Below are 13,531 nucleotides of genomic sequence, written 5' to 3'. Positions count from 1 at the left end.
ATGCGCTACGCGGGCGACAGGTGTCGCGGATGCCGAGCGGCATCAGTTGACGCTGATCGTGCCCTTCATCAGCGCTGCATGGCCCGGGAAGCTGCAGAAGAACTGGTAGGGACCACCGGTCTTGATCTTGGCCACGTCGAAGGTCACCGAGGTGCTTTCGCCGCCGCCGACCATGTCCGTGGCCGCGATGACGCGGCTGTCGCCGGCCTTGAGGTAGCCCGCTGCTGCGCCGGTGGAAATGCCGTCGGCGGCGACGCCGGCCATGTCGGACGACGTGGTGACCACGACGTTGTGGCCCATCGCCGCTTCCGGCAGGCGGCCGGTATGGGTGAGGTTGATGGTGAATTCGGCGCAGCTCGACGGCACGCTGATCGACGACAGGTTGAACTGCATCATGTCGTTGCCTTCGATGTCGACGGCGCAGCTGGTGGCGCTGGCTGCGGCATCACCGGCAGCGGTGTCGGCGGTTGCGGGTGACTCGGCGGGTTCGCCCGGGTCGCCGGGCCCAGCCATGGAGCCGTCCGCTGGAACCTGGTCCATCGGGGCGTCGGTACCCGGGGCGGGAACCGCCGTAGCGGCATCTTCGGCCGGGGTGGTGGCGGGGGCCGGTGCGGCTGCGGTGTCCTGGGTCTGTGACGGCTCGCCGCCACAGGCGGACAGGGCCAGTGCGCAGGCGGCGGCAAGCAGGGAAGCGTGGAGTTTCATCGTGCACCTCGTGCGTGGGAAATTGGGAACCATGATGGACCTTCGTGGTCTTTCGCGCGCGTGAAGGCGCGCGGCCGGCGCGGCCGGATCAGGGGGCCGTCGTCGTCTGTGAAGGGTGGTCGACCGGCCGCCCCTCGGCATCCACCACCAGCCGCAGGCGCCGGCCCTCGTGGTAGAAGCTGGCGCGGTAGAGTCCGGCATCCTCGCCGGTGCCGCGTTCGCAGAGCATGCCGACCTTGCGCAGCGCCATCAGTTCGCGGAACCGCTCCACATCCAGGCCGAGGCCGCGCGCCACCAGGTCGCCGTCGATCTCGATGTCCGGCCGGTCGGCAAGTTGAAGGGAAATGGCGTCGCCCATGGCCTCCTCCGTGCGTGGGGAGCATGCAGGCTCGCATCTTCGCGGCGTTCGCGCATTGACCTGGGTCAGACCGGCGCGTCCGCGCCGCCGGCGCTCTATCATGGCGCGCTGCCGTCGCCCGGAATCCGTACCTTTATGTCTTTCCTCCCCGCTTTCCTGCGCCGGCCAAGCCTGGTCACGCAAATCGTGATCGGCCTGCTGGCCGGCGTCCTGCTCGCCATGGCGTCGCCACGCGCCGCGGCGTCGGTCGGCCTGCTCGGGACGGTGTTCATCTCCGCGCTGAAGGCGGTGGCGCCGGTGCTCGTCCTGGTGCTCGTGGCCGCGTCGATCGCCAACCATCGGCAGGGCCAGGACACGCGGATGCGTCCGGTGCTCGTGCTGTACCTGGTCGGCACCGCGCTTGCGGCGCTGGTGGGCGTCGCGGCGAGCTTCATGTTCCCGACCACGCTCACGCTCGACGTGCCGGCCGACGTCGCTCTCAGCGCGCCTGGCGGCATCGGCGAGGTGCTACGCACGCTGGTGCTGCAGGTGTTCGACAACCCCTTCGCTGCGCTGGTCAACGCCAACTACATCGGCCTGCTGGCCTGGGGCATCGCCACGGGCCTGGCGTTGCGCCACGCGGGCGAGGGCACGAAGCAGGTGCTGTCCGATTTCTCGGACGCGATCACGCGCGTGGTGCGGATGGTGATCCGACTGGCGCCGCTGGGCGTGTTCGGAATCGTCGCCTCGATCCTGGCCGAAAGCGGGTTGTCGGCGCTACTCGATTATGTGCACCTGTTGGCGGTGCTGCTGGGCGCGATGCTGTTCGTGGCCCTGGTGGCCAATCCGCTGGTCGTGTTCGCGATGACGCGGCGCAATCCCTATCCGCTGGTGCTGCGCTGCCTGCGCGAGAGCGGCATCACGGCGTTCTTCACCCGCTCGTCGGCGGCCAACATCCCGGTCAACATGGAGCTCTGCCGCAAGCTGGGCCTGCACCAGGAAACCTGTTCGGTAGCGGTGCCGCTGGGCGCGACGATCAACATGGCGGGCGCCGCGATCACCATTTCGGTGCTGTCGCTGGCGGCGGTGCACACGCTCGGCATCCCAGTGGACCTGCCCACGGCGCTGCTGCTGAGCGTGGTCGCGGCGATCGGCGCATGCGGTGCGTCGGGCGTACCGGGCGGGTCTCTGCTGCTGATCCCGCTGGCCTGCGGGCTGTTCGGCATCAGTGACGACATCGCCATGCAGGTGGTGGCGATCGGCTTCATCGTGGGCGTGGTGCAGGATTCGGCGGAGACGGCGTTGAACTCGTCGACCGACGTGGTGTTCATCGCCGCGGCCTGCGGCGCGACCTCCGCCCGCGATGCAGTGGTCGATGAGGATGCCGCGGGCGGAATGTCCGGGAACGCGGTGCCGAGGGGCGGCTTCAGCGTCTGAAACGTACGGGCGGCGCGCGATGATCGCGCGCCGCCCCGGTCATCCTGGCCCGGTCGGGCAGGGTGCAGCCTGGTTTACTTCTTGGCCTTCGCCGCGGGGGCGTCTGCCGCAGGTTTGGCGACAGCGGTCTTGCGGCTGGTGGTGCGCGAGGTATACGGCCGCAGGGGCGTGTTGCCCAACACTTCGATCCGTCCACCGGACTTCTTGAACGACGCGAGGTCGGCGGCGATGCGCTGGCTGGTCAGGTGGGAGGCAGAGCTGTTGGCGCTGCTGCCCGAAGAGCGGCGGAGCGGCGGCGAGGTGCGGGCGCGCGGTGTGGTGGCGGCGGGGGCGGGGGTCTTCTTCTGGGCGTTGCTGCGGGACATCTCGACTCCTGTCGTTGTTGGCTCGGCCGTGCGGTTGCGGCCGGCCGGCCTTCGGAGAGCGGCCATGGCAGTCGGGGCAGGGCCCCGGAATGGTTTTGCGGTGCCGAAACGCACCTGGAGACTGGAACTGCCCGACCTGGACACCGCTGACCCTGTCGGGTGCATGTGTCCTTGCGTCCATTTTACCAATCGCACATTAACAAAGTGTTTGCAGGCTCTTGACGCCGGCTTGCCGCCGTGGCAGGAGGCTCAGCGCCGGAAGTGCAGCAGACGGCCACGCAGCGTGCCCAGGGCGTCCCCTTTCAGCGCTCCGCGCGATTGCGTAAGCCCGAAACCTTCGTCCTCCAGCAAGCGCACGAGGGTGCTGCTGTTGCCACGGCCGGGGTCGGCGACAACGACCTCGGCCACCGGATTTGCGTGGCGCACCACTACAGCCGCGAGCAGCGCCGCATGTTCGCGCTCGTACAGCACGTCGCTGGCGATGAGCACGTCGAAGCCGCCCAGCGACGGCAGCGCCCGTTCCCAGTCGAGCTGGCGGTAGTGCACGGCCGGCAAGCCGTTGAGCGCCGAGTTGTAGGCGATGAAGGCTTCCGCCAGCGGGTGTATGTCCGAGGCGACCACGTCGGCCCCGCGCCGCTGGAGCACCAGGCTGGCCAGGCCGATGCCACAGCCGGCTTCAAGGATCCGCTTGCCTGCGATGTCGAACGTGTCCATGGCCTCGGCCAGCAGCCGTGCCGAGGGCCAGAGCTGGCCGAAATGGCTCCACTGCGCCGACGAGATGCCCAAGCGCTCGCCATGGCCGTCGGGATCGGAGAACTGCTGGTTGTCGCTGAGGACGCGCAGCCGGTAGCGGTGCGCGCCGACCGCCACGGTGAGCGTGCGGGTGCTGTAACCGGGCACGAAGGCCTCCCTGGAGGGGCGCCCGTCCTGTCGGACTGCGCGTGGGAGGGGCGTCCGGTGGGTTGGTACGCGCATATGCAGGGCGAGCCTGCACTCGCGGGCAGGGTAGCAGGCGCGGCCGGTGGCCGCCGGTCAGCGCTGTGCCTGCAGCAGCTGCACGAACTCGGCGGGCGGCATCGGGCGGGCGATCCAGAAGCCCTGCCCGGCGTCGCATCCGGCCTCGGTGAGCCAGGCCCGCGTGTCCTCGTCCTCGATGCCTTCCGCGGCGACGCTGGCGCCGAGCTCGTGACCGAGATCGATGGTGGCACGGACGATCGCGCGGTCCGAGTGCGAGGCCAGCAGGGCGCGCACGAAGGACCGGTCGATCTTCAGTTCGTCCGGTGCGAGGCGTCGCAGGTTCACGAGCGAGGAGTGGCCCACGCCGAAGTCGTCGACCGAGATCCCGATGCCGTGGCTGCGCAGGCGCGGAAGCGCTTCTGCCACGCGTTCGGGTTCGCGCATCACTTCGGTCTCGGTGATCTCCAGCATCAAGCCGGGACAGCCACCGTCGCAGGCGTCGATGATGGCGTCGACCAGGTGCGGGTCGGCGAGGTCATTGGCCGACACGTTGATGGACACATGCAGCGGGTCGCCCGTGGTCGGCCAGCCGCGGCACTGCGCGAGGCCATGGCGCACCAGGTAGAGCGTCATTTCTCCGATGGTGCGTGCCTGTTCCGCGATCGGCACGAACTCTTCGGGCGCCATCGGGCCCAGGCGCGGATGGTCCCAGCGCACCAGCAACTCGGCACCAAGCAGGCGTCCGCTGCGCAGGTCGATCTTCGGTTGCAAGGCATAGGCGAGCTGCTGGTTGGCGATCGCCTCGCTCAACTCCTCAAGCAACCGCGGGCTGTCGACGGTGGCATCGGGTGATTGCGTACTGGCGGCGGCCGTTGAGGTCTGGCTTGGCGCGACCGTATGCGCGGTGGCGGGACGCCGACGGCGTTGCCATGCGAGCAGTGCGAGCAGTGCGATGCACGCGACAGCCAGCGCACCCAGCCCGGACAGGAGCAGGGCGAAAAGGTTGCGCGGCGTGGGTAGCGGCTCGCCTGGCGCGCCCGGATTGCCGATCCATTCCACGTACAGCCGGTTCTGGACGCCATTCCGGCGCAGTCGCCCCAGCGATCCGTTGATTGCGGCCACCAGTTCCGGATCGCCCGGCCGGACGGCGAACACGTATTTGCGCTCCAGCAGCGGCGGGGTGAGCGCAACGATGCCCGGCAGGTCCTCGTGCTGGATCGCGTAATAACCGATGCCGGTGGGTGCCAGTGCGTAGTCGACTGCGCCCTGCGCCACCAACCTCAGGGTTTCGGATTCGTTGTTGGTCTCGACCAGGGTGACTCCGGGGCGATCGAGTTCGCGCATCGCTTCCCAGGCCAGCCCCGAGCTTTGTACCGCGATGCGCACGTTCGCCAGCGCCTCCAGTGAGCTGACGGCCGGCGTTTCGTAGTGGCCGAACAGGGCGTGGTGGCGGATCAGGAAGGGCTCGGTAAGCCCGTAGCGCTGTTCGCGCGCGGGCGACCAGAACATGGGTACGACGTCGAGTTCGCCGCGTGCGAGGCGCTCGAGCGCGGCCCCCCAGTCGCCAAGCTCGAACACCGGTTCCAAGCCCAGGTCGGCGGCGATTTCGCGGGAGAGTTCGATGTCGAAGCCATCAGGGTGGCCGCGGGCGTCGAGGAAGTGGTACGGCGGGTAGTTGGCATCGCCGCCGATACGGAGGGTGCGGGGCTCACCGGAGGCGACCGACAGCGTGGCGGTGAGTGCCAGCAGGAGGCCCGGCGCCAGCAGCCACCACGGGCGAACTCGTCGAGTGCACTTGCCGTCCGCTTCCATCCGACCCCCATCTGATGGGACCGCACCGGAGAGTAGTACCACGGTTGCCTGGGGTTTGGGCGATTGGGCGCTTTAAGATCCCCGCATGCGAATCACGAAGACTCCAGCGATGCGCGTCGGCCTGTCGGTCGCGGTCGCTACCGGACTGTACGGCGTGTCCTTCGGCGCGCTCGGCGTGGCGGCCGGACTGGACGTCCTGCAGGTGGTCGCGCTCAGCGCGCTGATGTTCACCGGCGGCTCGCAGTTCGCCTACATCGGCGTGGTGGCCGGTGGTGGAGGCGGGGCCGCGGCGTTTGGCGCGGCCACGTTGCTGGGCGTGCGCAACGCGGTGTACGGCATGCAGATCAACCGCATGCTGCGGCCGCGAGGGTGGAGGCGTGTGCTTGCGGCCCAGGTCTGCATCGACGAGTCCACTGCGACCGCCGTTGGCCAGCGCGACCCGGCCGAACAGCGGCGCGGTTTCTGGACGGCGGGGCTCGGCATCTACCTGCTCTGGAACATGTGCACCGCGGCGGGCGCGCTGCTTGGCGATGCCATGGGTGATCCGCGGCGCTGGGGCCTGGACGGCGCCGCGGTGGCGGCCTTCCTCGGGCTGCTGTGGCCGCGGCTGTCGGCGCGTGAACCTGTGGCGATCGCGGTGGTCTGCGCGTTGGCCACGGTGCTCGCGGTGCCCTTCGTGCCGCCGGGCGTGCCGATCCTGGTCGCGGCGGCCGTGGCCGCCGCCTGGGGCTGGTACGGCGCGGCGAGGCTGCACTGATGTCGACTTGGGGATGGATCCTGCTCGCCAGCGCTGCCGCGTTCGCGACCAAGTTCGCCGGCTTCCTGGTGCCGCCGCGCTGGCTCGACGCGCCGCGCGCGCAGGCGGCGGCAACGGCCTTGACGATCGGCCTGCTCGCTTCGCTGACGGCGGTCAACACCTTTGCCCACGGCCAAGTGCTTGCCTTCGATGCGCGCGTTGCAGCACTGCTCGCGGCGGCGGCCGCGCTGGTGCTGCGGCTGCCGTTCCTCGTGGTGGTGGTGGCAGGTGCGGCCGCGGCGGCGCTGGTGCGCCTGGTCTGAGCCGGCTGCCGCGGCGGCGGTCAGTTCGTGGCGTCGCCGGCGGTTCCTGGGATCGCTTCGAGCATCCGCTTGACGTGCTGCGCGGGATTCATGTCCGAATGCGCGGCCAGCACGCGTCCGTCGCTGCCGATCAGATAGGAGGTGCGGCTGGACATCTCTGGCTTGCGCTCAAGCACGGCGGAGTATTCGGCCGCGATCTTCGCGCCGGTGTCGGCGGCCACCGGGAACTTGCCGGAGCAGGTGGCCTTGTCGGCGGAGAACTCGCGCAGCTGTTCGGTGTTTCCGGCCGTCACGCCGATCACCGACACGCCGCGTGCCTTGAAATCGTCGATCGCCTGCGAGAACAGCGATGCCTCGATGTTGCAGCCAGGCGTGTTCGCCGCGGGGAAGAAATACAGCACCACCGGCCCGTCGCGCAGCGCCTTGGAGAGGGAGTACTCGAACGCCTCGCCGGCGAGCCAGGCGGGGGCGGTGAAGTCGGGTGCGGCGTCACCGGGCTGGAGGGTCGCGCGCGCCTGCGGCGAGCAGGCGGAGGCGAGGGCGAGGGCGGCGAGTACCAGGGTGCGCTTCAGGGTGGTCATGGCGGGGCTCCTCGGAGGACTTCCGATTCTAGGCCCTGCGTCGCGTCAGCGCGGCACGAGGCGCGTGACCAGGTCGACGAAGCCGTCGACATACGCCTGCAGGAACGCGCGCGTGTCGGCATTGCTGAAGTCGCCGTCGGCGCCGATGAGGTCGGGCTTGAACTGGATGTAGGCTTCGCCGCCCTGGACCACCGCGCCGAGGACGCCGAGGATCTGCCGCAGGTGCTGCTGGCCGACCGCGGTGCCGATCGCGCCGGGCGTGGTGCCGGTGATCGAGGTCGGCTTGCCGCGCCAGACGTTCTGGTCCATCGGCTTGGAACCCCAGTCGATGGCGTTCTTCAGCACCGCCGGCAGCGAGCGGTTGTGCTCGGGCATCACCACCGCCACGGCGTCGGCGGCGGCGATCTCGCCGGTGAAGCGGATGACTTCGGCCGGGCGCTCGCCCTCAAGGTCCATGTTGTACATCGGCAGGTCGTCGATGCGCGGCCAGCTGACCTCGAAGGTGTCGGGCAGCTGACGGGCCATGGCTTCGGCAAGCTTGCGGTTGATGGAGTCGCGGCGGTTGCTGCCGACGACGATGGCAAGGCGGTACTTGGCCATGGAAGGGTCCTGGAAGTTGCGTGGGGAGGAGTGCACGCAACAAGGGTATGGCCGATACCGGACGCCGGAACCACGGCCTCGCGCAACGATGCGTTGCGCGCATCCAGCGGGGCGCGCCGGCGTCAGACGTCCAGGTTGCGGGCCGGCCTGTCCCGCGCTGCAAGGGCGCGACGACGGTCTTCGTCGCTCCGCCAGCGGCGGACGCTGCGCTGGAAGAACAGGCTGTTGGGCACGCGGAGCACGCTGCCGCGCGGGTCGCCGGCGTCGTCGATTTCCTGCAGCGTGGTGTAGACCAGGTTGATGTCGGTCACGCGGCCGCCCAGGCCCGGCTTGTCGCCGCCTTCGAGGATCTCGACGTGGTCGTACAGCCGGAACGGGCGCGTGGCCAGGATCAGCATCGTGCAGAAGATGTTCGACAGCACGCTCCAGGCGGCGAAGAAGGCCACCGCGGCGACCGCGGCGAAGCCGGTGAACGCCGTCCACAGCACGGTGCCGGACACGCCCAGGCGCTGCAGGATCAGCAGGAGCGCGGATGCGGAGATCAGGAAGGTGACCACGCGGCGCGACCCCACCACGAGTTCGGCCGGGGCGTCGTAACGCTTCCAGATGCGGCCGCCGACGCGGCGTGCCAGCAGGCGCAGCAGCAGCGCGGCGACAATGATCAGCGCGACCTGGCCCAGGGGCACGATCACGCCCAGCCATTCCTGCACCCACACGGGCAGATGCTCCCTCACGTCAACTCCTCGGATATGTCCCAGAGCCGGCGTGCCATCGCTGCGTCGCGCTGTTCGGCGCTCTGTTCGGCGGGTTGGAAATCCCGCAGGAACCGACCGTTCACTCCCGCCATGCGCGGGTGCACCGCCGCGTAGCAAGGCGTGGCGGCACCCTGCGCCGGAGTGCGTGCATCCGCCCGATAGGCATCGCCGACGTGGCGCAGGATGCGCGTGCGCGTATGCCCGGGCGTCACGCAGTTCGACGTGGCGCCGGTGCCCGCGAGGCGGCGCGACAGCTCAAGCGAGAACAGGCCGTTGGCCAGCTTGGAGTGGCTGTACGCACGCTCGTGCCAGCCTTCGCCCGACAGTTTGTCGAACTGGATGCCGCCCTCGGGCGCATCGTGGTGGTTGGCGCTGCCCAGCACCACCACGCGACCGCGCGCGGCGACCACGAGGTCAAGCGCCTGGTTCACCAGCAGATGATGGCCAAGGTGGTTCACCACGAAGTGCTTTTCGATGCCGCCCACGCGCTGCCAGTCGCCAAGCACGATGCCCGCGTTGCAGACGATTGCGTCCAGCCGCGGCGCCAGTTCGCGGACACGGGCCGCGCAGGCCCGTACCGAATCGAAATCCGCCAGGTCGAGTTGCACCGGCACCAGGTGTCCCGCGAAGCCGTCCCAGGCGGCCGGTCCGCGCGCCGCGGAACGCGTGCTGCCCAGCACCCGAGCGCCGCGCAGTGCGAGCACGCGCGCGGTTTCCAGTCCGATCCCGGACGTCGCGCCGGTCACCAGGACTGTGCGGCCGGCGAGGTCCAGGCCACGCGTGGCTTCTTCGGCGGTGGTGGTTGGCCCGAAGGCCTCTTCGGCGCACAGGCCCGGAAGGAGCGGCGCAAGCGCCAACAAGGGCACGGCGGACAGCAAGCGGCGGCGAGTGGAATTGGCAGGCATGGGGTGATGGTCGCATGGCCCTGCCATGACCAGCGACACACTTCGCGGGCGGATCGGCGTGGGTAGACTGTCCGGCGCACCCGCACCCGCGGGGCCAACCATTTGCGCCACGACGCGCCGGAGAAGCCCGCTTTGAAAAAGACGATCCTCAGCCTTGCCACCGCCCTCGCGCTCACCGTCGGCACCCCTGCGGCCGCCAGTGCCCACGAACGCTGCCTGGACGAAGCCTGCCACCTCCTCGCCCTCGTCGATGACGGTGGGCAGGGTGCGGGCACCACGGACACCGTGGCGGCCACCCGGTACGGCACCTGGGGCATCGACACCGCCGGCATGGATCCCTCCGTGTCGCCGGGCAGCGACTTCTTCGGCTATGTCAGCGGTACCTGGGCGGCGAACACCGAGATCCCGTCCGACAAGTCCATGTACGGCTCGTTCCTGGTCCTGCGCGACCTGTCCGAGGCCCGCGTGCACCAGCTGCTGGAAAGCTACGCGCCGGGCGATCCGGCGGGCAGCGACAATGCCGCCAAGCTCGCGGCCCTGTACCAGGGCTTCATGGACGAAGCCGCGGTGGAAGCGCTCGGCGCCAAGCCGCTGCAGCCGCAGCTGGACGCGATCCGCGCGGTCGACGGCAAGGACGGCATGGCGAAGCTGATGGGCCAGCGCAACGCCAGCTTCGGCGGCAGCTTCTTCGGCCACTACGTGGGCGACGACCAGCGCAACCCGGACGTCTACACCCTGTACCTGAGCCAGTCCGGCCTTGGCCTGGGTGATCGCCAGATGTACCTGGACGAGAAGTTCGCCCCGCAACGCGAGCGCTACGTCGCCTACATCGCGCAGATGCTGGAGCTGGCCGGCTGGGACAAGCCGGCGGCCAACGCCGACGCGATCATGGCGCTGGAAACGAAGATCGCCGAGGCGCACTGGACGCGCGCCGAGAGCCGCGACCGCGACAAGACCTACAACCCGGTCACCTTCGCCGGCCTCGACGCCTTCGCCCCGGGCTTCCCGTGGCAGGCCTACCTGGCCGCGGCCGGCGTGGACTACGCCGATGCCGGCGTGGTCCGCCAGGACACGGCGCTTCCGAAGATCGCGAAGATCTTCGCCGACACCGACCTCGACACCCTGAAGGCCTGGCAGGCCTTCCACACCACTGACAACGCCGCGCCGCTGCTGTCGAGCGCCTTCGCCGACGCCCAGTTCGAGTTCCGCAGCAAGTTCCTGTCCGGCCAGCCCGAGCAGAGCGCGCGCTGGAAGCGTGCGGTCTCCTTCGCGTCCTCGGCGATGGGCGAGGCGATCGGCGAGGACTACGTGAAGCTGTATTTCCCCGCCGACGCCAAGGGCAAGATGGACGCCCTGGTCGCCAACGTGAAGGCGGCGATGGGCGCGCGCCTGGACCAGCTGGAGTGGATGGGTGACGAGACCAAGGCCGAGGCCCGCGCCAAGCTGGCCGGCTTCGGGCTGAAGATCGGCCACCCCGACACCTGGCGCGACTACAGCGGCCTGCAGCTCGCCAACGCCGACGTGTTCGGCAACGCCCAGCGCGCCGCCGCGTTCGAGTGGGACTACCGCCGCGTGCGCATCGGCAAGCCGGTGGACAAGGCCGAATGGGGCATGACCCCGCAGACCGTCAACGCCTACTACAACTCGGTCAAGAACGAGATCGTGTTCCCGGCCGCGATCCTGCAGCCGCCGTTCTTCGATCCCGACGCCGACCCGGCCGTGAACTACGGCGGCATTGGCGGCGTGATCGGCCACGAGATCATCCACGGCTTCGACGACCAGGGCCGCAAGTCCGATGGTGCCGGCCTGCTGCGCGACTGGTGGACGGCCGAGGACGCGGCGCAGTTCGAAGTCGAGGCCGCGAAGCTCGGCGCACAGTACGAGGCCTTCAAGTTCCCGCAGCTGCCGGGCATGCACATCAACAGCAAGGTGGCGATGGGCGAGAACATCGGCGACCTCGGTGGCCTGACCATCGCGCTCGAGGCCTACCGCCGCTCGCTTGACGGCAAGGACGCGCCGGTGATCGACGGCTTCACCGGCGAGCAACGCTTCTTCATGGGCTGGTCGCAGGTGTGGCGCACGCTGTGGCGCGATGACGCGCTGCGCCAGCAGCTGGTCAACGGCACGCATTCGCCGGGGCATATCCGCGCCTTCGCGCCGCTGCGCAACATCGATGCCTGGTACGAGGCATTCGGCGTCACCGAGGCCGATCCGCTGTGGGTCGCGCCGGACGATCGCGTCCGCATCTGGTGAGTCGGGAGGGGGCGGGTTTCCGCCCCCTTTCTTTTATGCGCCGATCCGTGGCGTAATCGGTCCACCCACGTCGTCCATTCCACCCGAGGTAACGCGTCCGCACAGCCACAGGAGTCAGCCACACGATGCATCCGCAAGTGATCAGCGAGGAATACGGGATCCCGGCCGCACAGGCCAGGGAGATCATCGGGCGCGAGACGCGACGGGCGCTGCTGGGCCGCTGGCAGGCCTGGGCGTGGCTGGCCTTGACCGTGGGACTGGCGGCCGCGCTGTACTTGCTGCAGCCCGGAAACGGGCTGGCTGCGCTGCTGATCGGCGGCGGCGCGCTGCTGGTGTGGTTCCAGGTCGGGCGCTTCCTGGCGGAGCCGGCGGTGCATGCGGCCGCGCGGGGGCGTTCCCCCGCTTGATCCGGGTCAGGGTGCCCTGCGCCCGCCCTGCCTAGGCTTGTCGGCTCCAGCCTGACCTTGGAGCGCGACATGTCCCGACCTTCCGTCCTTGTCATCGGTGCCGGCCCCGCCGGCCTCTGCCTTGCGCGTGCACTGTCGCTGCGCGGGCTGCGCGTGGATGTCATCGAACAGCAATCGCGCGAGGCGGTGTCGGCTCCCGCAGCGGATGGCCGCGAGATCGCGCTGACCCGGGCATCGGTGCGGATCCTGCGCGAGCTTGGCGTATGGGATCGGCTGCCCGGAGACGCGGTATCGCCGCTGCTGCGCGCGCGGGTCGCTGACGGCGACGCCGGCAGGGGGTTCGAAGTCGATGCCAGCCCCTTCGGAGGCGAGGCGCTTGGCAGCCTGGTCGCGAACAGTGACATCCGCGCCGCCGCCTGGTCGCAGGCGGAGGGCGACGGCAATATCCGCGTGCACTTCGGTGCCCGGGTTGCTTCGGTGGCGACCGGTTCGCGCCTGGCCGAGGTCACGCTCGATGACGGCCGCCGCTTCGAGGCGCCGCTGCTGGTCGCGGCCGACAGTCGCTTCTCGTCCACCCGTCGCGCGATGGGCATCCCGGTGGCGATGCACGACTTCGGCAAGACCATGCTGGTCTGCCGGGTGCGGCTGGCGGATCCGCACGAAGGCGTCGCTTGGGAATGGTTCGGCGAAGGGCAGACGCGCGCGCTGCTGCCGCTCAATGGTGCGTTGGCTTCGGCGGTGGTCACCGTGACGGGCGCCGAGGCGGAGCGATTGAAGGCGATGGATGCCGGGGCTTTTTCGAAGGAGCTCCATGAGCGGTATCGCGGCCGCTTTGGCACGATGACGCTCGAAGGCGAGGTGCACGCCTATCCATTGGTGGCGACCTGGGCGCATCGCTTCGTCGGCCGCCGCTTCGCGCTGGTGGGCGATGCCGCGGTGGGGATGCATCCGGTGACCGCGCACGGCTTCAACCTCGGCTTGGCCAGCGTCGAGCGCCTGTCGCACGCGGTGGGGGATTCGATGGAGTGCCATGGCGATCCGGCCGATCCGGCGCTGCTTGCGCGCTACCAGCGCCGCCATCGCGCCGGCTGCGCCACCCTGTTCCTGGGGACCGGGCTGGTCGTGCGGGTGTTCACCGACGACCGCCTTCCGATGCGCCCGGTGCGCCGCGCCATCATCCAGGCGGGCCGCATGCTGCCGCCGCTGCGCCGCGTGTTGGCCGATGCGCTGCTCGACGACGGTCCAGTCGATCCCTCGCCGCTGCAGCGCCTGCGTAGGACCGCGGCAGTGCTGCGTCCGCGCGGGGCCGCGCTCAAGGGAGCGTGAGCGCGCGGCTACAATGGGCGGTCACACGCAAG

The 13,531-nt window shown here is 69.7% G+C and carries 15 protein-coding genes; 6 read left to right on the top strand and 9 right to left on the bottom strand.

Going from position 1 to position 13,531, the window contains the following annotated elements; translation table 11 throughout:
• Positions 1–42: 42 nt before the first annotated feature.
• Positions 43–705, bottom strand: a complete 663-nt coding sequence (gene azu / locus ACW5E8_RS07240) for an azurin (RefSeq protein WP_456964790.1) — start codon at positions 703–705, stop codon at positions 43–45.
• An 88-nt stretch (positions 706–793) separates the two neighbouring features.
• Positions 794–1,063, bottom strand: a complete 270-nt coding sequence (locus ACW5E8_RS07235) for a DUF6522 family protein (RefSeq protein ID WP_456964789.1) — start codon at positions 1,061–1,063, stop codon at positions 794–796.
• A 135-nt stretch (positions 1,064–1,198) separates the two neighbouring features.
• Here ACW5E8_RS07235 and sstT point away from each other — a divergent pair, with 135 nt between their 5' ends.
• Complete coding sequence (sstT, locus tag ACW5E8_RS07230; RefSeq protein ID WP_456964788.1) at positions 1,199–2,479, top strand: serine/threonine transporter SstT; 1,281 nt, start codon at positions 1,199–1,201, stop codon at positions 2,477–2,479.
• A 74-nt stretch (positions 2,480–2,553) separates the two neighbouring features.
• On the opposite strand, the gene ACW5E8_RS07225 is transcribed toward sstT, so the two are convergent.
• The 3 genes from ACW5E8_RS07225 to ACW5E8_RS07215 all read right to left on the bottom strand — a co-directional run bounded on the left by ACW5E8_RS07225 (position 2,554) and on the right by ACW5E8_RS07215 (position 5,613).
• Entirely contained in the window at positions 2,554–2,844 is a 291-nt protein-coding gene (locus ACW5E8_RS07225; protein ID WP_456964787.1) for a hypothetical protein, read from the bottom strand.
• 249 nt (positions 2,845–3,093) lie between these two features.
• A complete protein-coding gene (locus ACW5E8_RS07220) occupies positions 3,094–3,744 on the bottom strand; it encodes a class I SAM-dependent methyltransferase (protein WP_456964786.1) in 651 nt (216 codons plus the stop codon).
• A gap of 132 nt (positions 3,745–3,876) precedes the next feature.
• Entirely contained in the window at positions 3,877–5,613 is a 1,737-nt protein-coding gene (locus ACW5E8_RS07215; protein ID WP_456964785.1) for an EAL domain-containing protein, read from the bottom strand.
• A gap of 85 nt (positions 5,614–5,698) precedes the next feature.
• Between ACW5E8_RS07215 and ACW5E8_RS07210 the strand changes: the two genes are divergently transcribed.
• Complete coding sequence (locus ACW5E8_RS07210) at positions 5,699–6,370, top strand: AzlC family ABC transporter permease (protein ID WP_456964784.1); 672 nt, start codon at positions 5,699–5,701, stop codon at positions 6,368–6,370.
• Positions 6,370–6,672: an AzlD domain-containing protein gene (locus tag ACW5E8_RS07205; RefSeq protein WP_456964783.1), complete on the top strand. Its 303-nt coding sequence runs from the start codon at positions 6,370–6,372 to the stop codon at positions 6,670–6,672. The genes ACW5E8_RS07210 and ACW5E8_RS07205 overlap by 1 nt, the downstream gene beginning before the upstream one ends.
• Before the next feature lie 20 nt (positions 6,673–6,692).
• On the opposite strand, the gene ACW5E8_RS07200 is transcribed toward ACW5E8_RS07205, so the two are convergent.
• The 4 genes from ACW5E8_RS07200 to ACW5E8_RS07185 all read right to left on the bottom strand — a co-directional run bounded on the left by ACW5E8_RS07200 (position 6,693) and on the right by ACW5E8_RS07185 (position 9,513).
• Complete coding sequence (locus ACW5E8_RS07200; protein ID WP_456964782.1) at positions 6,693–7,253, bottom strand: peroxiredoxin; 561 nt, start codon at positions 7,251–7,253, stop codon at positions 6,693–6,695.
• A gap of 45 nt (positions 7,254–7,298) precedes the next feature.
• A complete protein-coding gene (locus ACW5E8_RS07195; protein ID WP_456964781.1) occupies positions 7,299–7,853 on the bottom strand; it encodes an NADPH-dependent FMN reductase in 555 nt (184 codons plus the stop codon).
• A gap of 122 nt (positions 7,854–7,975) precedes the next feature.
• Entirely contained in the window at positions 7,976–8,587 is a 612-nt protein-coding gene (locus ACW5E8_RS07190; protein WP_456964780.1) for a mechanosensitive ion channel domain-containing protein, read from the bottom strand.
• Entirely contained in the window at positions 8,584–9,513 is a 930-nt protein-coding gene (locus ACW5E8_RS07185; protein WP_456964779.1) for an SDR family NAD(P)-dependent oxidoreductase, read from the bottom strand. The genes ACW5E8_RS07190 and ACW5E8_RS07185 overlap by 4 nt, the downstream gene beginning before the upstream one ends.
• A gap of 132 nt (positions 9,514–9,645) precedes the next feature.
• Here ACW5E8_RS07185 and ACW5E8_RS07180 point away from each other — a divergent pair, with 132 nt between their 5' ends.
• The 3 genes from ACW5E8_RS07180 (at position 9,646) to ubiM (ending at position 13,499) form a co-directional block, all read left to right on the top strand.
• Positions 9,646–11,766 carry a M13 family metallopeptidase gene (locus tag ACW5E8_RS07180; RefSeq protein WP_456964778.1) on the top strand — a complete coding sequence of 707 codons (2,121 nt, stop codon included), beginning with the start codon at positions 9,646–9,648 and terminating at the stop codon, positions 11,764–11,766.
• Between the two features lie 125 nt (positions 11,767–11,891).
• On the top strand, positions 11,892–12,173 hold the full coding sequence (locus ACW5E8_RS07175; RefSeq protein WP_456964777.1) for a hypothetical protein: 282 nt from the start codon (positions 11,892–11,894) through the stop codon (positions 12,171–12,173).
• A 69-nt stretch (positions 12,174–12,242) separates the two neighbouring features.
• On the top strand, positions 12,243–13,499 hold the full coding sequence (gene ubiM, locus ACW5E8_RS07170; protein ID WP_456964776.1) for a 5-demethoxyubiquinol-8 5-hydroxylase UbiM: 1,257 nt from the start codon (positions 12,243–12,245) through the stop codon (positions 13,497–13,499).
• Positions 13,500–13,531 lie beyond the last annotated feature (32 nt).

The sequence above is a fragment of the Luteimonas sp. A649 genome, from assembly GCF_054072735.1.
Note: the sequence above shows the minus strand (reverse complement) of the source record. Positions and strands in the feature narration are given on the sequence as shown.

Bases quoted from the DNA above. Each gene is read 5' to 3' on its own strand.
- azu (WP_456964790.1), bottom strand. From the start codon at position 705: ATGAAACTCCACGCTTCCCTGCTTGCCGCCGCCTGCGCACTGGCCCTG.
- ACW5E8_RS07235 (WP_456964789.1), bottom strand. From the start codon at position 1,063: ATGGGCGACGCCATTTCCCTTCAACTTGCCGACCGGCCGGACATCGAG.
- sstT (WP_456964788.1), top strand. From the start codon at position 1,199: ATGTCTTTCCTCCCCGCTTTCCTGCGCCGGCCAAGCCTGGTCACGCAA.
- ACW5E8_RS07225 (WP_456964787.1), bottom strand. From the start codon at position 2,844: ATGTCCCGCAGCAACGCCCAGAAGAAGACCCCCGCCCCCGCCGCCACC.
- ACW5E8_RS07215 (WP_456964785.1), bottom strand. From the start codon at position 5,613: ATGGAAGCGGACGGCAAGTGCACTCGACGAGTTCGCCCGTGGTGGCTG.
- ACW5E8_RS07210 (WP_456964784.1), top strand. From the start codon at position 5,699: ATGCGAATCACGAAGACTCCAGCGATGCGCGTCGGCCTGTCGGTCGCG.
- ACW5E8_RS07205 (WP_456964783.1), top strand. From the start codon at position 6,370: ATGTCGACTTGGGGATGGATCCTGCTCGCCAGCGCTGCCGCGTTCGCG.
- ACW5E8_RS07200 (WP_456964782.1), bottom strand. From the start codon at position 7,253: ATGACCACCCTGAAGCGCACCCTGGTACTCGCCGCCCTCGCCCTCGCC.
- ACW5E8_RS07195 (WP_456964781.1), bottom strand. From the start codon at position 7,853: ATGGCCAAGTACCGCCTTGCCATCGTCGTCGGCAGCAACCGCCGCGAC.
- ACW5E8_RS07185 (WP_456964779.1), bottom strand. From the start codon at position 9,513: ATGCCTGCCAATTCCACTCGCCGCCGCTTGCTGTCCGCCGTGCCCTTG.
- ACW5E8_RS07175 (WP_456964777.1), top strand. From the start codon at position 11,892: ATGCATCCGCAAGTGATCAGCGAGGAATACGGGATCCCGGCCGCACAG.
- ubiM (WP_456964776.1), top strand. From the start codon at position 12,243: ATGTCCCGACCTTCCGTCCTTGTCATCGGTGCCGGCCCCGCCGGCCTC.